General features: G+C 35.0%; 16 protein-coding genes and 2 tRNA genes. 2 read left to right on the top strand and 16 right to left on the bottom strand.

The features are described 5' to 3' along the window. Window positions 1-203: 203 nt before the first annotated feature. The 4 genes from ABIN61_00990 to ABIN61_00975 form a co-directional block, all read right to left on the bottom strand. The gene (locus ABIN61_00990; GenBank protein ID MEO0292782.1) at window positions 204-455 is read right to left on the bottom strand and encodes a GlsB/YeaQ/YmgE family stress response membrane protein; all 252 of its coding nucleotides are present in this window, start codon (window positions 453-455) and stop codon (window positions 204-206) included. A gap of 394 nt (window positions 456-849) precedes the next feature. Next, entirely contained in the window at window positions 850-3,069 is a 2,220-nt protein-coding gene (locus ABIN61_00985) for a hypothetical protein (protein ID MEO0292781.1), read from the bottom strand. A 179-nt stretch (window positions 3,070-3,248) separates the two neighbouring features. Then, window positions 3,249-4,103, bottom strand: coding sequence for a hypothetical protein (locus ABIN61_00980; protein MEO0292780.1), 855 nt, complete (start codon window positions 4,101-4,103; stop codon window positions 3,249-3,251). A gap of 122 nt (window positions 4,104-4,225) precedes the next feature. After that, entirely contained in the window at window positions 4,226-7,054 is a 2,829-nt protein-coding gene (locus tag ABIN61_00975; GenBank protein MEO0292779.1) for a T9SS type A sorting domain-containing protein, read from the bottom strand. A gap of 386 nt (window positions 7,055-7,440) precedes the next feature. On the opposite strand from ABIN61_00975, the gene ABIN61_00970 reads away from it, so the two are divergent. Both ABIN61_00970 and ABIN61_00965 read left to right on the top strand, forming a co-directional pair. Then, on the top strand, window positions 7,441-8,919 hold the full coding sequence (locus ABIN61_00970; GenBank protein MEO0292778.1) for a penicillin-binding protein activator: 1,479 nt from the start codon (window positions 7,441-7,443) through the stop codon (window positions 8,917-8,919). A 10-nt stretch (window positions 8,920-8,929) separates the two neighbouring features. Further along, a complete protein-coding gene (locus ABIN61_00965) occupies window positions 8,930-9,148 on the top strand; it encodes a hypothetical protein (GenBank protein ID MEO0292777.1) in 219 nt (72 codons plus the stop codon). Here the strand turns inward: ABIN61_00965 and amrB are convergent, their stop codons facing one another. From amrB to ABIN61_00905, 12 genes are all read right to left on the bottom strand, one after another. After that, window positions 9,149-10,564 (bottom strand): AmmeMemoRadiSam system protein B, encoded by a 1,416-nt coding sequence (gene amrB, locus ABIN61_00960; protein MEO0292776.1) that lies wholly within the window; start codon window positions 10,562-10,564, stop codon window positions 9,149-9,151. 81 nt (window positions 10,565-10,645) lie between these two features. Beyond that, window positions 10,646-10,735: transfer RNA gene (locus ABIN61_00955), tRNA-Ser, on the bottom strand. 2 nt (window positions 10,736-10,737) lie between these two features. Then, window positions 10,738-10,823: transfer RNA gene (locus tag ABIN61_00950), tRNA-Ser, on the bottom strand. A gap of 54 nt (window positions 10,824-10,877) precedes the next feature. Next, window positions 10,878-11,840 carry a GTPase gene (locus ABIN61_00945; GenBank protein ID MEO0292775.1) on the bottom strand — a complete coding sequence of 321 codons (963 nt, stop codon included), beginning with the start codon at window positions 11,838-11,840 and terminating at the stop codon, window positions 10,878-10,880. Between the two features lie 13 nt (window positions 11,841-11,853). Then, on the bottom strand, window positions 11,854-13,995 hold the full coding sequence (locus ABIN61_00940; GenBank protein ID MEO0292774.1) for a DUF5060 domain-containing protein: 2,142 nt from the start codon (window positions 13,993-13,995) through the stop codon (window positions 11,854-11,856). Between the two features lie 108 nt (window positions 13,996-14,103). Next, window positions 14,104-15,411, bottom strand: a complete 1,308-nt coding sequence (locus ABIN61_00935) for a nucleoside transporter C-terminal domain-containing protein (protein ID MEO0292773.1) — start codon at window positions 15,409-15,411, stop codon at window positions 14,104-14,106. Between the two features lie 28 nt (window positions 15,412-15,439). Then, window positions 15,440-16,078, bottom strand: coding sequence for a cyclic nucleotide-binding domain-containing protein (locus tag ABIN61_00930; protein ID MEO0292772.1), 639 nt, complete (start codon window positions 16,076-16,078; stop codon window positions 15,440-15,442). 10 nt (window positions 16,079-16,088) lie between these two features. Further along, window positions 16,089-16,649 carry an elongation factor P gene (gene efp / locus ABIN61_00925; protein MEO0292771.1) on the bottom strand — a complete coding sequence of 187 codons (561 nt, stop codon included), beginning with the start codon at window positions 16,647-16,649 and terminating at the stop codon, window positions 16,089-16,091. After that, window positions 16,649-17,716, bottom strand: a complete 1,068-nt coding sequence (locus tag ABIN61_00920; protein MEO0292770.1) for an aminopeptidase P family protein — start codon at window positions 17,714-17,716, stop codon at window positions 16,649-16,651. The genes efp and ABIN61_00920 overlap by 1 nt, the downstream gene beginning before the upstream one ends. Continuing rightward, window positions 17,709-19,040, bottom strand: a complete 1,332-nt coding sequence (locus ABIN61_00915) for a tetratricopeptide repeat protein (GenBank protein MEO0292769.1) — start codon at window positions 19,038-19,040, stop codon at window positions 17,709-17,711. Before ABIN61_00915 ends, ABIN61_00920 begins: the two co-directional genes overlap by 8 nt. 69 nt (window positions 19,041-19,109) lie before the next feature. Next, a complete protein-coding gene (locus tag ABIN61_00910; GenBank protein ID MEO0292768.1) occupies window positions 19,110-21,029 on the bottom strand; it encodes an ABC transporter substrate-binding protein in 1,920 nt (639 codons plus the stop codon). A 10-nt stretch (window positions 21,030-21,039) separates the two neighbouring features. After that, window positions 21,040-21,963 (bottom strand): branched-chain amino acid transaminase, encoded by a 924-nt coding sequence (locus ABIN61_00905; GenBank protein ID MEO0292767.1) that lies wholly within the window; start codon window positions 21,961-21,963, stop codon window positions 21,040-21,042. Between the last annotated feature and the right edge of the window lie 47 nt (window positions 21,964-22,010).

The raw sequence follows: 22,010 nt of genomic DNA, 5'->3' as shown, positions 1-22,010 counted from the left end.
TCCATTAAAATGTCAAGGATAAAAAGAAAATATTTTGCTCACAGAGTTAGAATTTTAAAAAGGAAAAACTATTATTCTCAAATTATCTAAATTAAAAAATATCTCCTTTTTTCTAGTTAGCGATTAAAAACTCTTAAAAACAGAAATATTAATCGCCTAACAGATTTAATTATCGCAGGACAATAGAAAGAGATTAAGAAGCCTTATTTCCTTTTTACAGCACGATAGATAATTAACAAGAGAAGTGCTCCACCCAAAGCGAGCAAAAAACTTCTCAAATTAAATCCAGTCACCTTTCCAATACCAAGAAGTGAGCCAATAAAGCCTCCTACAAAAGCACCAGCAATTCCCAACAGGATGGTAATAATAATTCCCCCAGGATCCTTACCAGGCATAATTAACTTTGCGAGAGCACCGACTACCAATCCCATAATAATCCAAGACAAAATCCCCATTTTAAACCTCCTTTCTAAGTTTAATATTTTTCAATCAAAAATAAATTCAATTTTGATTTTTGTCAACCCAATTTTTTGCAAATAATCAGAAAAAGAGGTTAGTCTTTTCCTAAAATATAAAAATTATGTAATTTTAAAGAAGAGGAAATACGAAATAGAACAATCTTTTACCTCTTTCTCTCCAACAATGCTTACAAAGCCCGTTTCCTTACGGCTCTTGAGAAGTGAACTTTCGAAAGCCGAACAATGAGGTATGAAGATTTTCGGGAAATGATGGAATCGGCTCGACCCTCCATTCTGGAAAAAGTAAAAAATATGGAAAGAGGATAATTTGGTTTAAACCAAATTATCCTCTTTTTCTCTCGATTAAGAGTATAACTCTAAATGCCTTTGCCTATAAGATAACCAGCTTACCTTTCATAACCTTAAATGGAGAGTTAAACTCGTAGAAATAAATACCTTTTCTTTTAGGAACAAAAGGTATCTCGTGAACTCCTTCTGGGTATTCAAACGATTTTACCCCCCAGACAGTTCGACCTATTACATCACGGACAACCAACGAAATCCTTGCTTTTTCCGGTAGAGAAAATCTGAAAAGCAATTTGTCTTTCGCAGGAGAATTGACCGAGAGTGAGAATTTTCCGGGGGTTTCATTCTCTTCTACACCGGAGGGTTCCACAACAATAAAAGAGTAGTAATTTGAAGGAGCTTTTTTAGGGTCGGTTGCTTCGTCCGGTAAGTTATCTACCGCATATATATAATATTTAACTGTATCGTTATATTCCAAAACACCAGGAATCTCTTCGTAGTACCAGTTCTTCTCTCCCGGAGTCATATCCTTGAAAAACCAGCCTGGGTCTCCTCTTCTTTTGTAGCAAAGTTTCACCTTGTTAATTTGATTTAGTCCCGTAACTTTCGTATATATCGGGTAAGGTCCTTTATAAGTTGTCGAGTCTTTCCATATTGTTGTAGAGTCAATAAATGGACCAGAGGTATCAACAATAACAGTCCAGGTTTGATTGGATTTTCTTGGATTATCAAAATTATCATAAGCAATCACATACCAATCGTTAAACTCTTCGCTGAGATTGTAATCCGAAGTCCAGAAGGTATCTAGAGTTGTTGCTCTCAAGGTATCTCTAATATACACTTCATAATTCGCCAGACCACTTAAAGCAAATGATGATTCCCAGACAAATGTTGGTCTTGCAATTGCAAACTCAGTTGAATCTGGAGGAGAGATAAGGTTAAAAGGAATTGGTGGCGATGACTCCTTGCAGATGAAGTTGATATCGGGAGTTACAACGGCTACCTCTGGTGTTATATCCATCACTGTTGGTGTGGAGTTTGTTATATAAGGAGCATCCGAGCCGTTATTGGGGGATGGGGAACCCACGACAGGGGTTACGGTATCGCCTATGCATGTCATACCAAGAGAATCACATTTTACCAGAATCATATCAATAGAATCTGGACCGAAACCTACGGCATATCCGGCAATTGTAAGACCACTATCACCGGCTAAGGTAACGGAGTATCCATAATCTGAGTAAATTCCGCCGATAGTCCTCGACCATAGGTGATTTCCGGCGGTATCGAATTTACTTAAAAAGATGTCTTTCGAACCAGCACCATAGCTCTCGGTATATCCCGTAATAACAATTCTGCCATCAGGAGTCATTACCATATGGGATGCCTCTTCCTTATTGGTACCACCCCAGCTTCTTGTCCAGAGATATGTTCCCGAGGCATCGAACTTGGAAAGGAAGCAATCTGCTGCACCACCAGAACTAAATTCTTCCGTTATTCCTGCGATAAACAAATTACCGTCAGGGTCCTCCAGGATGGTATTGGCAGAATTAACATTAACACCTCCCCCGATGTCTATCTGTGTGGACCACACCCAGTTACCTGCACTATCGAGTTTGGTGAGAACCGGGCACATATGGTTAGAACCAAAACTCCAGGAACCACCGGCTACCACATAACCATTGTCCTGAGTCTGAACAATGGCATTACCACATTCATCCCAATACTCCCAGTGTATGCTTGTTGCCCATGAAAGGTTTGATAGGGAATCAAGTTTGACAACAAATATGTCTGAGCGACGATAGGCAAAGCTCCAAGTATAACCAGTCATTATAAGACCACCATCATCGGTTTGAATTATGTGCCGAGTATCGTCACCACTTGCTCCTCCGATTGTCTTAGCCCAGAGAAAATTTCCAGAAGCGTCAAACTTCGCCAGCAAAATATCATAATCACCTGCACCAAAACTATTGGTTACTCCCGCAATTACGAGACCACTATCTTTTGTTTCAACCAATGAGAGAGCGTCATAGTTTAGAGGACTTTCCTCTCCAGGTCCTCCAATTATCCGGGTCCAGAGATGTTTACCGATTTTGTTAAATCGCGAGAGGATTAAATCATACCCACCTGCTCCATAAGAATTTGTTCTACCAGCAATAGCATAACCATCATCAGAAGTTTTTATAATCTCCAGAGCTCCGTTCTCGTAGTACCATGGGCCGATACCGATTGTTTCAACGAATTTCAACTGTTCCGCCACTAGGGATAACCCAACAACAAGGATTACGAGAATAAATTTAAACATAATAATACCTCCTATTTATTAAATGGTTAAAATACAAAATATTATTATAATCATAAAAAATATGATTATAATAATATTTCAAATATTATAATGATTAAAACCTAGTTGTCAAGGAAATTTTTTGAAACGAGAAGCTCTAAGGAATCATTAAATTTCAATAGAGCACTCTTTAAACTTATCTAATCAATTGTTTTATAATCTTCAGGATTCGAAGCAAGATGGACTTTTATCCAAATCTCTTTTCCCGAAGATTTGCTTTCTCCAGGCGGCATTCCACCACCATGCATTCCACCTCCGGGTGGCATACCCCCTCCCATCTGTTCATTCATCATATCCCATCCACCTGGTGGTCCACCTTCCGGTCTTTGCCTCATACCTTCGGGTCTCCCTCCTTCCAGTTCAAGACAAAGACTTACAATATCTCCGGGATTAGCTCCAATAGCAAAACTTTCTACACTCTTTATCCTCAGGGGTATTTTAAATTCATAAACAAGAGCCCCATTAAAAATCCCGTATTCTATTGCAGGACCGTTTGAACCGTCTTTTAAAATAAAATCCGCATCACCTTTGTTATTTATTATGGCAAATGTTTCTCTTTCGATTGGGTCATTCTTTCCCGGGAATTCCATTCCCTTACCTCCAAATGTTTTCTTCGGCATAGTCGAATCTCTCTTTTGGGAAAATTCTGGCCCTCCTCTGAAAAAAAGTCCTATTCTTTTATTTTTTTCACCGGCACTATCTATCCAGAGTTTCATGCCCATCATTTTTATCTGACCTCCTAACCGCAAATTTCTTGAATAGAAAGCCGCATAGAGATAGTCGTTATCATTGCATAATTTGAAGTTAAAAATACCATTATCGTCGGCAGAAACCACAGGGATTTCTTCCCAGTCCCCGAGTGAGCCATCTATGTTTATATTACCTCTCAACCACACACTTTTGGTTTCCAACATGTTGCCCGAACATCCGAGGATTAAAATCAAAGATGTGAGAAGAAAGACCAACAGTTTCTTCGGTTTACTATTTTTAGACATAAATCCTACTTTCATTGTTGAAAATAAGACCTAACCATTAAATTTCTGGTTCCCGAGTCTGGGATTAGGATTTATTTCAAAGCTGAGTTATGGAAATTAAGACAAAAATCTCTCAACTTAGGTTAAATCTTATTAAAAAATATCATTTTCTTTGTTTCTCTAAAACCGGTATTTGTCTTTAATTGATAAAAATATATCCCACTCTCTACCTCTTGTCCAGATGTTTTTTTCCCATCCCATTCTACCGAGTATTTTCCTCTTTCTTTTACACCAGCTACAAGTGTAGCGATTTCACGACCTAAGAGATCATATATTTTTAGACTTACATAACTTTTTGTTGCTACACTATAATTTATAGTTGTCCTTGAATTAAATGGATTGGGATAATTTTGTCCAAGTAAGAATTTAGAAGAGCCCTTCTCTTTTTCTTTATCATCAATACCACTAGGAGTTGTTACTTGAACGATGTTAGAGGGAGCTGAGTTACCTGCTGAATTATGAGCTCTAACCCGATAAAAGTAATCACTTCCAGGAGAAATAGAAGAATCAACATAACTCGTTTCGTTAGAAGAAGTTTCTCCAATTTTTGTAAAGTTGGCCCCATCATAAGAACGTTCAACATAGAAAGCTGTTTCATTGTTGGAATTATCCTGCCAACTGAGTTCTACACTCGCCACGGATACCGAATTTATCTCTAAATTTGTTGGTGCAGAAGGTAAGGGAATTTCATTGCCCGGATTCAAAACCAGTTGATGGTTACCCTGCCCAGACACCGTCACTCTGCCTAAACCGCCTTCACTTACCGACATATGAATGGGTAAGGAACCATCTATAGACACATTCCATTCACGAGCCGGATTCAGTTGGGCTAAGAAGACATCTGTGCTTGTCTCAGAAGCCCACGAAATAGAATAACCAGTATTTAAAAATCTTGTGGATGAATCTGCATTAAACATAACAAGACAATCATTTCTACCAAAATTTTTAATTAGCACTCCCTCTGACTTGTTATCAGAGCTTTTGACCAACGAGCTCGTAACAGACACCCCATTATCTAACACCTGAACAACTGTTAAAAAAGTATTCCACACTTTTTCCGTTATTGGCATTATTCGAAATTGCCATTTAAGTAATGCTGTATCAATATATCCCCAATCATCACTTGTATATCGTAATTTTTCATTTATTATTGTATCTCTAGGTATTAAAGGAATTAGACTAACGACCTTTACATTTTGGCCACTACTTGTTGACCATGTATATGTATTCCCAAATGATTTTGTTGGAGGCACAGGAGAGTGAAAAACGAGCTGGCTTCTTGAAAAATTTTCGAACGCCTCAAGTATTCTTGTTTTATGGGTTGACCAGAAATTATTGAAATTTGGCATGGAACGAGGATCAAGCACATTAGCTCTGTCGTGTAAAACAACTGTTTCCGACTTTCCATCACCAGACGGCAGATATATCATACTCCTTGTCCATTCGGGGACAAAATTCGGTGTTGGATACCACTCGCCATAAGTCTCAGGCCTAAAATGTCCACTAGTTTCTCCAGATGCATAAAAATAATCTTCACCCGATTCATTCGCATACACAACCCTATTTTCCTCCATCGCTGGTAAGCCACCAATAATTATGGAATTTTCAAATTCACTATGGGAAATTACACTAGAGTAATATAAAGGGTGATGAAAAGCCCATTCACCTTTTCTGAAAATTTGCAGATCAGAGAAGAAATAGTTCGCGTGATCCATGCCTTCCATTTGTTTTGGACGCATATGAAAGCCAACAAAAGTGCTGTTTGCATTCCAACCATTATGAAAATAATTTAACCCTTGCGAAGGCGATTGATAGAACTTAGGAAGCGTTCGCCAGTCTGACTTACTTGCATATGGGTTGTAAGTCAACAAAGCGCGGGAATTGAGCCAATTCTTTATATTCGAGCTATACTTCGATGTAAGATCCTCCATAAGTTGAGTAAGGTATGGTCCAACCTGAAAATCGTTTTGGGTTAAACCTTGAACCATTGCAACACTTACAAGCCACGAATCTGGAGAAAACTTGCCATAATCCCAATAGCCACTTTCAGCCTCTCCCCAAACAAAGACATGCTCGAGATTGCCTGCCATACAATATATTTTTTGTAGACCAAGCTCCCTGATAAAATCCCGAACCTCTGGAAAATACTCCTGTCCTAAGCATGTTTTTATTGCATAATATCCCATCATAAGTAATCTTGTATCTCCATTAGAATATTGACTACCTGGAATAAACTCACCACCTTTTCCCATTTCACAGTACTTTGCAATGGTATTCCGCATTGTTTCAAAATTGCATCCTGTTGCTTGTATTCCTCCCACTACGGGATCAGAATAGATCGTATCTGCATGCGGATTTTCATCCTTTGTAGCATAGTAATAAAGAATAGTGCCAAAATATGTACCAATAAGCTGGTCCGTATCCAAATACCAGTAAGGCCATCTGTATTCTCTCCAAGACCACCGAGCTGCATTAGCCAATTTTTTAAGACAATTGAGAAAATCATTCTTATCCGCAGTATGATATGGGAGTGATAAATAAGGTTTCAACCAATCATACATAATTACAGAGTGTATGAACCACTCTCTTGTATTATCAAGACTCCAATTTATTGTAAACAAGGTTGCTCGCATCTTTTGGATTGCTGTTCTGGCATAATTAGTATCGCCGGTGATCTGGTACATCATTACATTAGCTTGGCCATAATCATTCCAGATTTGTCCAACATTTGCATCCGCAACATATTTTACCGCCTGATACCATATATGATTATCAGTTTTCATCCTATTCCATATCTCTTGTTGGTCTTGTGTCCACGCCAACATTGGGTTGCGACCTGTGGGAGAATCAGCCCCTTTGAGTTTTCCAATAAAAATTGTTACCAACAGGAAAACAATGTAATTTTTTCTCATCTAACTTCCGGCTAATTATAAAAATAAATTTAACTATGTCAAGCCATTGATTACAATTCAATTATTTTCTTCCTCAAAAAGAGAAATGTTAAAAATAAACAGATTTGTATTAAGGATTGTTATTTAATTTAAATACAAAGGAAATTTGCTTAAATGGATTTTGACTCTATTCCTTTATAAACTCAAAGCATTATAGCACCAAGAGACTCATAACTTAAAATAAGTGGATAATTTTTATTTTCCTGTGATAATTATAAGGATGGGCGTTAATCAAAAAGTCTGAGAAAGAAGCTTCGATCCTAAGGCAATGAGAAAAAAAATTTTAGAGATAAGCCAATAAAAAGTTCATCTTGACAAATTAGCTTCACCGAGTAAATTCTCTTAAAATGAGGGCAAAATTATCAATTCCTATAGGGATTTTATTCCTTATCTTAAATTGCATCCCAGAGGTGAGCCCCCCTGAGGATAGCAAAAAGTTATATGAAAAAGCAATGAAAGCTTATACAGATCAGAATTACAAAAAAGCAAAAGAGTTATTTGCAGAGGTAACTAAGACAAATCCTCCAAGAGAACTAATGGGAAATTCCTTCTTTTACCTTGGAGAAATTAATAAAGCGATTGGAAATAATGGAGAAGCTCTTGTAAACTATGTGGCTGCAAGTAAATATGGAATAAATACAACCGAGAGTGTAAAAGAATTGGCAATCTTGGTAGACGAAAATTCTTTAAAGAAATCTCTTCTTTATGCATCCCAAGAACTCAAGCCTTTTCTTTTATATACAATCGGCAGGAAGTTACAAAGTGAAGGGAGAACAGAAGAAAGTAAGAAATACTTTGAAGAAATTATAATAGAATTTCCAAAAAGCGAATATGCAAGAAAGGCCCAATATATTACTTATCCTAAGGGGAAAAAGAAAGTCGGAGTATTACTTCCTCTCTCAGGAAGTTATATAGAAGAAGGAACCTCTGTAAAAAATGGAATAGAAATAGGGGCAAAAGAAAGGTTTATTCCAATATATGTAGATACAAGAGAAGATCCTTTAAAAAGCTATAAAGAAGCAGTAAGATTAATAGAAAACGAAAAAGTGTCTGGAATTATTGGGCCTCTTCTTTCTAAAAATAGTTTTGCTATTGCCTGCGTTGCCGATTATAAAGGAATCCCTTTTATATCTCCAACTGCAACAAAGGAATTCATAGACTCTGTTGGTCCAAAAGTTTTTATAATTAATAAAACGATCCAACAACAGGCTATTGCTATGGCAGAATACGCTGTTAAGGAGTTAGGTCTTAGAACCTTTTCAATATTATATCCTCGCTCCGATTATGGAGAGACTTTTGAAAGTGTATTTTCTGATAAAATCTTAGAACTTGGGGGGAAAATAGTAAGTTCTATTTCATATGGAGAAGGAGAAAGAGATTTCCAAAGCGAATTAAACAGAATAAAATCCACAGAACCTGAAGCCATATATATTCCTGCAAGCACCCAAGATGTTCCTGCAATTGCCAGTCATATAAAATATTGTGGAATAAAATCCCAAATTCTTGGTACAGACAGTTGGAAATCCGAAAAGATCTTTAAACAACAAGTCGATCCAAGTGCTTTGGAAGGAATTATAATAACAGATAATCCTTTTAATCCGTCTGAATCATTCTTAGAAGAGTTTAAGTTTCTCTTTAGAAAAGAACCCGATAGATATGCCTGCCTTGGTTATGACGCCGCAATTTTAATGAGTGAATTATTAGAAAATCCAAACAAAAAATTAGATAATATTCCATTAACTGCAGGTTCTATCAATCTCTCTAAAGCATCAAAAGGAATTCGTTTTTATCTCATAACTAATGGGACTTTTAAACTTATAAAATAGGGAGGTCTTTGTGAAAAAGAAAAAAGAAGCTGATATTTACTGGAGCAAAATAAACTCAATTATTTTTTTAAGCGGGATTCTCTCAATAATTTTGGGATATATATTTCTTGCTCGAGGTTCTCTCACTTTATCTCCCATCTTATTAGTTCTTGGATATGCAATCTTAATACCAGTTTCTCTTATTTATAAGGGTTGGGAGAAAAAAGAAGAAGATAAGACCAATCCTTAATTAATCCTCTGAGAACACAATTGCTTGAAATTTCCAAAGTTCTGAAGTTTTCCACGCATCGGATGGAAGACCCGCTTTATAACAAGTATGTTCAAGAAACGTTTTCTTATCCCAACCCTGCTCAACAGGAACCTGAGGAAGAAGAAGACCACTTCTAAAACCTTTCCTTATCATAAGACCATCTCTTCCAACTTCTATCTCATCCACATTATTAACTTTCTGCATAGGGGTAAGAACAGATATTTCAATCTTAATATCTTTTAATTCGGAAACCTCCAATGGAGGAAATCTTGGATCCTCCGTAGCTGAGGCAATTGCCATATCTCTTACTACAAGGTATAAAGGCTCATCTGCAACTATTCTCCCAATGCATCCCCGTAGATTCCCTTTCTTTTTTAACGTTACAAAAGCCCCACAAGGTCTTTTTAAAACCTCACTTTTCACCGTAACTTCTAAGACTTTATTATTCTTTACATATTCATCAATCGTTTTACGAGCTATATCTAATAAAATTTTCTTATCCTCTAAGGTCAAATTAAATCCAAGACTTTCCAACTCTTTGCTTTCTTCTTCTCCTTTTTTCTCTTTCAAAAAAGCCCAACTGCCATAACCCACAACATAACCTTTTTTCTCCCCTGTTACATCTCCTGAAGTTGTCTTAGCCAAAAGTTTTACTTTTTTCATCCCCAATTTTTCCATTACCTGGAGCAAAACAGCAATAGAAGAACAACCACAAGCAGCACAAGTGCTCTCCTCTCTTTTCAATCTATCATACTCAAGCAGTCCTCTATAATCTAACCTCTCTATATAATTATTTACCCTTTCAGTAACCGCTTTTGCTTCCTCGTAGTCATAACCATGATAAAGATCTGAAGAAGCTATAATAATCCAGTCTTCCCTACCTTCTAATTCTTTGGCTAAAGCATTCACAAGTTCTTTAAGTTTTGAATTCTCTTCAGTATTAAAAACAATTGGAACTATTTTAAAGTCTCGATTAAGAATTTTTTGCAAAAAAGGTATTTGGACTTCAAGAGAATGTTCTTGAGAATGTGCCTCTGGTTCATTAATTATCAATTTACTCTGACTAACAATCCTTGAAGCAAAATCATTATCTATCTCCACCACCCCCAGAGGTGTTTCCCATTTACCTCCTCCATAAACTGAAAAGCCTTTAACATAGTAACGATGGGATGGTCCTAAAAGTATCACAAGTTTTTTATTTTTCCCTTTCAATGCTTTATAACCGAAAGCTGCTACAAGGCCACTATAATCATAACCTGCGTGAGGAGATACTAATCCAAAAATTTCTTCTTCCACTTTAACCTCAGCTTGATTTAAATATTGATCAATTGTTCCAGAAAGTAGGGAAGAATCTCTGGGATAGAAGCTTCCAGCGAAAACTGGTTTTCTCACCATTTCTGACCTCCCTTTACAGTTAAAAGAAAATAATAAAAAAAATGTAAAAAAAGCAAATTTCCGCATTTTTCTCCTTTCTAACGGAGAGGCAGGGATTCGAACCCTGGGAGGAGCTTTTGACCCCTCAACCGATTAGCAATCGGTTGCCTTCGGCCACTCGGCCACCTCTCCAACGGAGGGTGAGGGACTCGAACCCCCAAGGGTTTATAAAACCCGCCGGATTTCAAATCCGGTGCCTTACCAATTAGACTAACCCTCCTTCTATTCTCAATATTACCAGGGCTTTTCAAAAAGTCAAGAGCGAAAAACACTTTCATTTGTTATGAAATTCTATTATATCCCCTTCCTTCAAAATCTCTTCCGGACCTACTTGCCTAGGATTATTACTCCCCCTCCATAATTTTGCATATTTCATTTTTTCTGCAAAATCTCTATGAATTTCATAAGCAGCATCAAGAACTGTAGAATTTTCAGGAAGAACGATTGGCTCTGTAAAATCCGCTTCCTTCCTTGGAGGTTTAGTATAAATTCTTATGATATGAAGAGAATCATAAATCTTCTTCTTCAATGGTTGAGGATCCGAAGTTAAACTAAAGTGCCATATATCTAATCTCGCTCCATATAATTTTTCCAAATTCTCAATAATTTTTCTTTCACCTCCAGAAACCACAATAAAGCCATTTTTCTTCATCAATTCTTCTCCTTTATAAATATCTTTAGACTGAAGAAAGATGCTACCCTCTTCTAATCTATTCAGAAGAGAATTAAGCTCTCCCTCCGGGCTTCCACTCCTTCCATCTATCATCCCTATAATAATATCTGCACTTCTCCCAAGCGCAAAAAGCCAAGGAGGGTGAAAACTTTCACAAAGAGGAGGAGTATCTACAAGTTGTATTTGGATATTTTCGAACTCAATCATACCAACATTCGGTTTTTGCGTCGTAAAAGGATAAGCTGCTATTTCTGGTTTTGCGTTCGTAAGGTAAGAAAGGAGGGTTGATTTTCCAGAATTTGGAGGACCCATAAGAACTACCTGTGCAACTCCTAACTTTGGAACATTATATATATCAAGACGTTGAACCTGAGGTTTTTTCTTTGCTTCTTTTTTCAATTTTGCTATTTTGCTATTTAATTCTGCTCGTAAACCATCTGTCCCTTTATGCTTTGGCATCACAGCAAGCATTTCTTTCAAAATAGAAATTTTCTCCTCAGGCGTTGTTGCAAATTTGAGCCTTGCTTCTATTTTATGATAAATTTGAGGTAAATTAGCAGGCATCAGTACTCTCCACTCAAATATTTGGCCTAAGCCAAACAGCTATGTCTTTTCCAATTTTCAGAGAAATATTCTCTAATCTTAATTCATTATTCAAAATATTAACCTCTCTATCTTCAGAAAATTCACAAAGCCAAGGGTTATAGTACCTAAGAAGGTATAATGGATAATCCAAATCAGGTAGATCAATAACTACACTATTTTTATCTTTATTTCCCAAGTTTTTGAACCATAAAAATATCTCATTTCCAGACTTAAGGGCTATCACTCCCACTTCTTTATCTTTAACATCCACAAAAATCTCCTCAAAATCTCCTCCGCTTTCCAACATTAGAGAAACGAACATAGAGGCTCCTTTAAGGTGAAAAAAAAGATCCTTTTGATAAAACCATTCCCACCACCATGAAAGAGGTACAATAGGAGTGGGAGAAAAAATTCCTTCCCACAAGCCATCATGGAATGCACTCTCATAAAACTCAAAAGAGAAATCTCTTCCTGGACCTCTATCTCCAACAGCAAATTCTCCTACAATAACAGGCTTTTTAAATTTCTTGGTGTCTCTCAAGAGGATCTCTCTCATTTCCTCAGTAGAACCATAGATATGAAGTTGAATAACATCTATATTTTCAATCTCCCATAGTTCTATTATTTCTTTATCTCTTACACTTGTTGTAATCATATGTTTATAAGGATCAACTTCCTTTAAGTAGTTTGCCATTTCTCTATGCCAATTTACTACATCTTGAGGTGAAACATTCATCCTATCAATAATATTGTCAATCTCATTAAAAAATTCCCATAACGCAATACTTGTAGAATAACCCCATCTTGCTACAATATATCTTAGTTTATTTTTATATATTTTCCTTGCAATAGGATCTGTAAAAAAATCCACCTGATTCTCACAAGGTCCTCCATTAGCAACATTATAAGGGTTTTCTCTCCATTCTGTCTTAGAAACATAACGGTCAACAAATGAATTAAAAATACCATGATAATCAAAGCTTAGAATAAGATAAATCCCTCTTTCTTCTGCTAATCTAATAAGCTCATCCACTCTCTCTGCTGTTTCTTGGTAATACTTACCAAGGCCTAGCGCATTAATAACCTCCTTTTCCTTCCCATATTCAATCTCAACACTTCCAATTTGTGGGGAACCTTTAATCCCTTTCAAAAATTCTATCTTGAGATAATTTGCTTGAGAAGGAAGTTCATAAAAATAAACAACAAAAATTCTATACCAACCTGAAGAAGTTTCCCATACTTCACTAAATTCAACATTAATAGGTTTATATATAACATTATCCGAAGAATAATAACATCTTATCATATCTTTGGAGAGAATTTTATTATAAAATAATTTAATCTTAAATCTTTTTATATCTCTAAATTGATAAATTATCACTTCGTTTTGAGTAGAGTCAATCAGCACTCTATTTGTATCGTCTTCTGTAAATGGAGTTTTACTAAACTCTATCTTTAATCCATCAGAATGAGAAAATACTTTATTCCAATTTTCAAACTCATCTACAATAATATTCTCATAACTTTTTACAAATCTTGTCCATTCCAAAGGAAGATTCCAAGGACACATTAAGGTTCTAAATAAATTCGCCTCATTTTCTCTAAATGCATCAAGATAAGCCTCATAAGAATAATCTGAACCCTTTCCACCCTCCCATCCCACATTTATTCCAACACCTCGGAAAGGTTTCCCAGAGTCAAAAACAAAAGAATAAAGAGAATTTTTATTTACTCTTAAAAATCCATTTTTATCAGAGTCTTTTACAGAAAGATAAAATTCTTCGGATTTAAAAGTTTGTCCCTCCCTTACAACCTCTATATGATAAGAATGTGTTCCAACTTCCATTGGTGTAAATCTGGCTTCCCAGATAGAGTTCCCACTTGAACCAAATTTATAAAAGGAGGGTAAGGTTAATATATTGCCAGAAGGAGTCCTTATAATCGCATCCACTTTTATATCCTCAGGATCGTAGGGATTAACAAAAGAAGATTTTAAAAAAAATTCAATATAAAAAGTTTCAAATTTTGACAATGTATTGGTTTTTGACTTCACAACAATTAAAGATTTGTTTCTACTACAAGAAACAAATAACAAAGTTACTGAAAATAAAAGCATTAACTTTAACTTGCTCATTCACTTCTTAATTTTATTAATTTTCGATTATTTGTCAATTATTTGATTTGAGCCCAGAAACCTTTTAAAGTCCTGATATTAAGAGTTTCCGACTTTTGATTTTAAGACTCACCTAATTAGAATTGAATTTTTAGTAAAAAATGTTCCGGCTACACAAGCAGTAAGTAAACAAGCTATAGTAGCTCCAAGAAGAGCCTTAGGTCCAAGTTTTGCAAGAATTTTTCTTTTCTCCGGGATCAAAGTAGCAATTCCTCCAACGAAAATCGCCATAGAAGCAAGATGGGCGAATCCACAAAGTGCATAAGTTGCAATTACTATAGAACGGGGGTTCTTAATCAACCCGGAAGAGATAGCTATAGATAAATGTTGGTATGCAGGAACTTCTGTAAGGATTGCCCTTTCTCCAATAATCTTAGATATTATTAAAGCATCTGAAGGAGGAACGCCAAGTATCAATGTAAAAGGATAAAAAATATATCCAAGAAACCCCTTAATACTCCAATCAATATTAATGCCAAAAAGAGCATTTATCTTATTACCAAGTCCTCCAATAAATAAATCCACCAAAGAGACAAGACCTAAAACAGCTATTAGTAAAGCAACAATGCCTACAATTAATTTTACTCCACTATTTGCTCCATTTATTATTGCTTCAAAGAAGCTTGATTCTTTCTCATAATATACATCAACATATTCCCCAAGTGTCTTTGGAGATTCTTTTTCCGGGAAAATAATCTTTGAAGCTACAAGAGCGCTGGGTGCAGAGAGAATAGAAGCTGAAATAAGATGCGCAGCAATAGATGGAAATTGTTCTTTCAAGCTAAAGATATAAATAGCAAGAACATTCGAAGCCACTGTTGCCATCCCTGCCGTAAGAATTGTGCATAATTCTGATTGTGTCATTTCTTTTAGATGAGGTTTAATAGTTAAAACAGACTCAATCCCAACAAAAATGTTACTTGCAGTGCATAAAGATTCAGCTCCAGAAAGCCTCATCAATTTTGTAAAAACATAGGCAAAACCTTTTAAAATCCACTGCATAATGTTAAAGTAATAAAGAATAGAAATAAGAGCAGAGAAGAATATTATTGTTGGAAATGCCTGAAAAGCAAGAAAAAAACCTAAAGATTGTTCACCAGTTTCATTCATTTCTCCTGGAGGAAGAGCTAATCTTCCAAAAATAAATTCTGCTCCTTTAGTAGATGAACTTAAGATTTTAACCACTAAATTATTCAGAAGGAGAAATATTTTACTACCAGGAGGAAAAACAAAAATAAAAAAGGCAAAAATAAATTGAATACCTATACCCCAAAAAATAACCTTCCAATTCATATTCTTTTTATCTCTAGAAAAAAGCCAAGCAAAACCTAATAAAATGAAAATCCCTACAAAACTAATAAAATTATATTTATCCATTTTGATTCAAAAATGTTATTTTTATTCCTTACTCTCTTTTAAATTCCTCTTGAAGCGCAATATACTCTTCGTATTTTTTAAGTTTTTCAGGAGATTTTATTGTAATTGTTGATCCTAATTCAGCAATATTGTATTCTTTTAGTTCTTCCAAATACTCCTTTACTTTATCCAAAGAAACTCCAGTAACTTCTGCTATTTCTCGCCCCTCAGCATCTAACCCTGTATCCATATCTGGGGGTTCATTCCTACTCAATCTATCCTTAATAAATAAAAGCACCCTCATCTTCTCGTTTGGAACCGAGAAATACTTTAACATATTGTTTGTTTTTCTCAATCGGTTAGTTAAAGTTTCTATAATATATTTTATAAAAGGATTTTTATTAACCGAATTTAAAAAAGCTTCTCTATCTACTATAATAAGCTTTACATCTGTTTCAGCAATTGCAGAAGCAGAACGTGGACTCTTATCCAAGAGAGCCATTTCTCCAAAAAACTCCCCTTCGCCTATAATAGCAAGTGTTTTACTTTTTCCCTCTATCTCCTTCACAATCCTTATCTTCCCGGACCTAATAAGATACATCTCTTCTCCCGTATCCCCTTCTTTAAATAAAACCTCTCCCTTTTTCAATTCTCTTTCATATCCAATACTCTCATTAACCTTCTCCATAAGACCCTCCTTATTGTTTTCTCTCTATATATTCTCCCGTTCTTGTATCAACAACGATTTCCTCTCCTTCCTTAAGAAATAGGGGAACTTTAATCTTAAGTCCTGTCTCAAGAAGAGCTGGCTTTGAACCGCCCTGAACTGTATTACCCCTCACCCCTGGTTCTGTAGATACAATCTTAAGGGTAACAAAGTTTGGAATAATTACACCTAAAATTTCATTTTTTGCAATTCTAATTTTACAATTCAACTCTTCCTTCAAATAAAATTTATTCTCACCTATTATTTCTTCACTAATAGGAAATTGCTCATAGGTCTCAAGATCCATAAAAAAATACTCTTTTCCACTCTTATATAAGAACTGCACTTCTCTTTCCTCTGCCGGTATAATTTCAAAATAATCCCCATTTTTTAAACTTTTTGTAATTATAGTTCCATCTCTTAAATTTCTCATTTTTGTTCTCACAAAAGCATGACCTTTCCCAGGTTTAACATGGAGGAAATCCAAAACCTCATATATAGAATTCTCAAATTTAATTATTAATCCTTTAGTTATATCAGTTATAGTAGGCATTATAAAATAATTAATTCTCTTTTAGTTTCTGTCAAGTATATAGGTTTACTATCCTTAAGAGCAATTGTATCTTCTATTCTTACTCCCTGATATTGAGGCAAATAAATTCCAGGTTCTATTGTAAAGACCATTCCTTCTTTTAGGGAATAATTACCTTTTTTAGAAATATAAGGTGGTTCATGAACCTCAAGACCTACCCCATGTCCTAAAGAATGCAAGAAATATTCTCCAAAACCATTCTTAGAAAGGAAATCTCTCACAATCTTATCTAAATCTTTAGCTCTTATATTCTCTTTTATCGATTGAATTGCCAATTCCTGAGCTTTATATACTGTTTCATAAATCTCTTTATCTTTCTCTTTTGGTTCTCCAAGAAAAGTCGTTCTTGTCATATCCGCGTTATATCCCTCATATGCGGTTCCAAAGTCAATCGTTATAAAATCTCCTTTTTTTATCTTTTTATCAGTAGCCACCCCATGTGGAATTGAAGAACGGTATCCAGATGCTACTATTGTTTCAAATGAGATTTTTTCACCCCCATACTTTCTTACTCTATATTCAAGTTCAATCGCTATTTCTTTTTCGCTTAAACCTTCTTTTATATAATTAAGTGTTTCAACAAAAGCTTTATCTAATATATCTGAAGCCTTTTTTATTTTTTTTATCTCTTCTTTATCTTTTATCATCCTTAAATTTTCAACAAAAGAATCAAACCCCTTAAATTTTAACCAATTTAATTTTTCTCTCATTTCCCAATAAAGACTATAACTAATGTTTTTGGATTCAAAACCTACTCTCTTTTTTCTCCTCACAATTCGGTGTTTTGCTAATTCTTCTATATAACCCTTCCTAGTTAAACAAACTTCTACTTCACCTAAATTATTAACGACCTCCCCTTGAAAACGGTAATCAGTGATTAACAATACTTTTCTTGGAGTAATAAATAGTATTCCAGCATCTCCTCTGAATCCAGTCAAATAAAAAATATTTTCTTTTGAGGTTACAAGGAAACTATCAATATGTTCTTCTTCAAATTGGGCTTGTAGCTTTTCTATCCTTTCATTCACTTGATGTTCCGTTTAAACCTTCAATCCATTCACGAAAACTTTCGTCTATTTCTTCCTCGCCTCTTTTCTCTTCTTTCTCTAACTTTTCTTCTTCTAAATCTAACGGAGCTTCACTCTCCAACTCCTCAAAAAGGCTTTCTTCTCCTCTCTCTTCTTCCTCAGTTTCTAAATGTAAAATCCCCTCTGCCTTAGAACTCTTTATTCTTTCTATTCTTTCTTTAAACTCTTCATTTTTAGTGGCTTGATAAAGCTTCTCGTATATATTTATTGCCTTTTCTCTAAACCCATGTTTTTCATATATCTTAGCGAGTTCCCTAAGTCTTTTTTCTTTCTCTTCGCTTAGCTCCTCTTCAACTTTGCCAAGAGGTCCTTCTTCTATCTCCTTTAACTCTACTTCCTCAGGGGCTTCCTCTTCCAATTCAAAAAATTCTTCTTCAACCGCTTCAGTCTCTTTCTCTCTACTCTTACCGAAAATTTCTCCAATATCCATCTCCTCTTTCGGCTCTTCTTCTTTTTCTTCTTCTTCTTCTTCTTCTTCTTCTTCTTCCTCCTCCTCCTCTTCCTCTATCTCCTCTAACTCTTCCTCCTCGGAAGTTCTTTTTTCATCAACCTCTTCTTCCTCTTCCCATTCCTCCTCTTCTTCTAAAGATTCCTCTTCTACTTCTTCTTTAGGAATTCCTTCTTCCTCTTCTTCCGTTTCCTCTTCAGAAATTTCTTCTTCTAACTCACTTTTCCCCTCAAGTTCAAATTCTTCTTTTGATACACTTTCAAACTCTAAATCTTCAGAAATCTCCTCGAGCTCTTTTTCAATATCAGGAGAGCTTTCTTCAACCTCAGTTTCTTCTTTCTCTTCCCCAGAAATCTTTTCTTCTTCCAGTTCTTCTTCAAAGAAAGAAGAAAGAGTTCCCACACTATCTTCCTCTTTTTCTTCCTCTTCTATTTCCCTTAATAATCTTTTTGCATCTCTATCTAAAGGGTCAAGCTCAAGTTGCTTCTTAAGAGTTTCTCTTGCCTTTTCCTTTTCCCCAGTTTTTATATAAAGTTTACTTAATTCTTGTAGAGCAATTATACTTTGCTTGTCAAGGCTTATAGCTTTTTCAAGATTTTCTACTGCTTTTTCTACTTCCCCCTTTTTACTGTAACACCTACCTAAAACTAAAAATCCAGTAGCGTATTCAGGATGTTTTTTTACACCTTCCTCTGCAACTTTTATGGCTTCTTCAATATTCCCTTCTCTTCTTAATAAATCTGCATATTGAGCAAAAAGAAGTGAATTTGGATCTCGTTCTAATCTTTCTTTTATTCTTTTTAAATCATTATCCATTAATATAAATATAAAAAAAACCTCTATTTTGTCAATAGTTAAATTGTGTATTTCTCAAAAAATAAAAAATTACTTCTTAATAAAATTTTCTCCTTTATATTTTAACCAATATTTTACTTCTTTCGGTTTCTCTGGTAGAGGAATATTACTCTTCATCGCTTCTTTTAGTCTACTATGAGCATCCTCATCATACCACCAGTATTTTATAGGTGAAAGTTCCCAATAGGAAGAACCAGAAAAACGATCCAAAACAAATTCTGGAGTTCCAAATTTGTTCCAGTATAAAATTCTAACATTATCTGAATACCAAAACATAGCCATCATATATTGAGAAACCAGAATAGAATCAAGTTCTTTAAGAAGTTTCACCCTTTTATTTATATCAAATTCTCTTGAATATTCTTCACAAATCTCATCCACTCTTTTGTTTTTTAAACCCCATATGTTATTAGAATTCTTTTTATCAGCGTATTTAGAATGATATACAAACTCAGGATCTGGGAATAAAGAACCAGAAAAGCCAATACCTGTTATTTTAAAATCAAACTCATGCAGACTTCTCATATGTTTTGCCCAAGTAACTTTCTTTATATTAAGCTTTATACCAACTTTCTTAAGGTCCTCCTGAAATATGGTTTCTATTCTCGTATCACCATCATAATCATTTAATTCTAACTCAAAAACTTTTCCATCCTTCACAATATACCCTTCTTCATTTAAACTCTTCCCAGAATAACCAGCTTCCTCTAATAGTCTAATTGCTTCTTCAGGATTATATTTAACCTTAGGATTGTTCTTGTTTTCATAAATAGAATTTGGGTAAAAGGAGTTTAAATATTCATATTCATTAAAGAACAACTTTTCCATCATTTCTTCTCTATTTAAAAGATAACAAAAAGCTTTTCTAACCCTTATATCATTAAAAGGCTCTTCTCTCATATTAAAATGAAATCCTGAAATTCCAATTGGAGAGTTATCATAAACTTTCTGTTTTACAATATAGTTATTTTTTATAGCATTTATTTTCTGTGGAGTAAAATCAGAAACCCATTTTCTGGCAACTCTTACATAAATCACATCTATGTCACCTTTTTTAAATTTCTCATCCATAACGGTTTCTTCTGTATAAAAAATGAACTTAATTCTATCAAAGTTAAATAATCCTTTATTCCACTTAAGATTCCTACCCCACCAGGACTTATTCTTCCTTAAACTCACAAACTGATTCATCTCCGCCTTCTCAAAAGCATAAGGTCCTGAACCCATCATCATTTTATCATTAAACTCCTTCATATAATCCTCGATAGATATTGAGCTTAAAATCCGTTCAGGAAAAACAGGAAAATTTACACTAAAATTCAAAAATAGTCTCCATTCAAGAAACTTAGGCTTAACCATTAAAATCTCTTTAGAAAGAGCAACCGGCCTTTCAAACTTATTCCACAAATCATTTTGGAAGGGTTCTTTTATCCCTTCATTTGTTAAAAGATCCCAGGTTGCAACAAAATCAAATGCTGTTATTGGAGTTCCATCTTCCCATTTCGCCTCAGGGTTTATGTGATAAAAATAAGTTTTTTTATCATCCGTAATACACCACTTATCTGCAATAACAGGTTTATATTCCAAAGTTATAGGATCTAAATCAAGAAGAGTTTCATAAATTAACATTTGAAGTAAGGAATTAAAAACATAACTTGAATTTTCTCCTACTGGCCTTAATGTTGCAGGATACCCTGTCTCTCCTATAATTAAAGTCCCTCCCTCTTTTGCATTTTTATCTCCAAGAACTGTTGGATTTTCATTGGTTGTCCATTTTATAGATTCAATAATACTATCTACTTTCTCCTTAGAAAGATCCTTTGGTCCATATTTTCCCATCAAATCTTCCTCGCTTAAATTTTCCCTTTGAGTAACTGAAGAGGCTTTTTCTTTGCTACAGAAAAAGGACAAAAGACAAATTATAAGGAAAAGAGCACAAGACCTTTTCAAATTTCCCTCCTTATTCATAAACAAACGTGAGCCAATTGTGTCGATCTTCTTTCTCACCCCTCACGATCCCAAAAAATTCATCTTGAAGCTTTTTTGTAATTGGCCCCCTTTTTCCATCTCCCACCACTATATTATCCACCTTAGTAACAGGAGTTATCTCTGCTGCTGTCCCTGTAAGAAATATTTCATCTGCAATATATAAAGCTTCCCGGGGAATAAAATGTTTCTCAATCCGGATGCCAAGGTCTCTTGCAAGAATAAAAATGCTATGACGGGTCACCCCTGGCAAAATGGAAGAACTGGAGGGAGGAGTATAAATCACATTATTTCTTACAACAAATATATTCTCTCCAGAACCCTCAGAGACATACCCATAAGAATCCAAAGCAATCCCTTCATCAAAACCATTCATAGTGGCTTCCATCTTAATCAACTGAGAATTAAGATAATTTCCTCCAGCTTTTGCAAGAAAAGGCATTGTATTTGGAGCACAACGATTCCAAGAAGAAACCTGAACCGAAATTCCCTTCTCAAGGACTCCCTCTCCAAGATAGGTCCCCCACTCCCAAACAGCTATAACACAATGAATTGGGTTCTTTAAAGGATTAACTCCCATTGGTCCATAACCCCTAAATATAATTGGCCTTATATAACACTCTTTGAGCTTATTAACCCTAATGGTTTCAATTATCGCATCTCCAAATTCCTCCATTGTATAAGGAATTTCCATTCTATATATTTTCGCAGAATCATATAATCTTTTCAGATGCTCTTTGTGCCGGAAAATAGCAGGACCTTTTTTTGTATTATAACATCTGGTTCCCTCAAAAACACTCGAACCATAATGAACCACATGAGACAAAACATGGATCTTTGCTTCTTCCCAATCTACAAATTTACCATCAAACCAAATTTTTCCTTCACCAAAACTCATAAACTCCTCCTTAAAAACTTTTAATCTTAATTAAATCAATCTAATAA

The organism is candidate division WOR-3 bacterium (assembly GCA_039804165.1).
GTDB lineage: Bacteria > Hydrothermota > UBA3072 > UBA3072 > UBA3072 > JAFGHJ01.
This window is presented reverse-complemented; position numbering and strand designations above follow the sequence as displayed.

What these genes read in the sequence shown, in the direction of transcription:
- ABIN61_00915 (MEO0292769.1), bottom strand. Translation starts at nt 19,040, where the DNA reads ATGGATAATGATTTAAAAAGAATAAAAGAAAGATTAGAACGAGATCCA.
- ABIN61_00905 (MEO0292767.1), bottom strand. Translation starts at nt 21,963, where the DNA reads ATGAGTTTTGGTGAAGGAAAAATTTGGTTTGATGGTAAATTTGTAGAT.
- ABIN61_00990 (MEO0292782.1), bottom strand. Translation starts at nt 455, where the DNA reads ATGGGGATTTTGTCTTGGATTATTATGGGATTGGTAGTCGGTGCTCTC.
- ABIN61_00980 (MEO0292780.1), bottom strand. Translation starts at nt 4,103, where the DNA reads ATGTCTAAAAATAGTAAACCGAAGAAACTGTTGGTCTTTCTTCTCACA.
- efp (MEO0292771.1), bottom strand. Translation starts at nt 16,649, where the DNA reads ATGCCTACTATAACTGATATAACTAAAGGATTAATAATTAAATTTGAG.
- ABIN61_00935 (MEO0292773.1), bottom strand. Translation starts at nt 15,411, where the DNA reads ATGGATAAATATAATTTTATTAGTTTTGTAGGGATTTTCATTTTATTA.
- ABIN61_00985 (MEO0292781.1), bottom strand. Translation starts at nt 3,069, where the DNA reads ATGTTTAAATTTATTCTCGTAATCCTTGTTGTTGGGTTATCCCTAGTG.
- ABIN61_00930 (MEO0292772.1), bottom strand. Translation starts at nt 16,078, where the DNA reads ATGGAGAAGGTTAATGAGAGTATTGGATATGAAAGAGAATTGAAAAAG.
- ABIN61_00970 (MEO0292778.1), top strand. Translation starts at nt 7,441, where the DNA reads ATGAGGGCAAAATTATCAATTCCTATAGGGATTTTATTCCTTATCTTA.
- ABIN61_00975 (MEO0292779.1), bottom strand. Translation starts at nt 7,054, where the DNA reads ATGAGAAAAAATTACATTGTTTTCCTGTTGGTAACAATTTTTATTGGA.
- ABIN61_00940 (MEO0292774.1), bottom strand. Translation starts at nt 13,995, where the DNA reads ATGAGCAAGTTAAAGTTAATGCTTTTATTTTCAGTAACTTTGTTATTT.
- amrB (MEO0292776.1), bottom strand. Translation starts at nt 10,564, where the DNA reads ATGGTGAGAAAACCAGTTTTCGCTGGAAGCTTCTATCCCAGAGATTCT.
- ABIN61_00945 (MEO0292775.1), bottom strand. Translation starts at nt 11,840, where the DNA reads ATGCCTGCTAATTTACCTCAAATTTATCATAAAATAGAAGCAAGGCTC.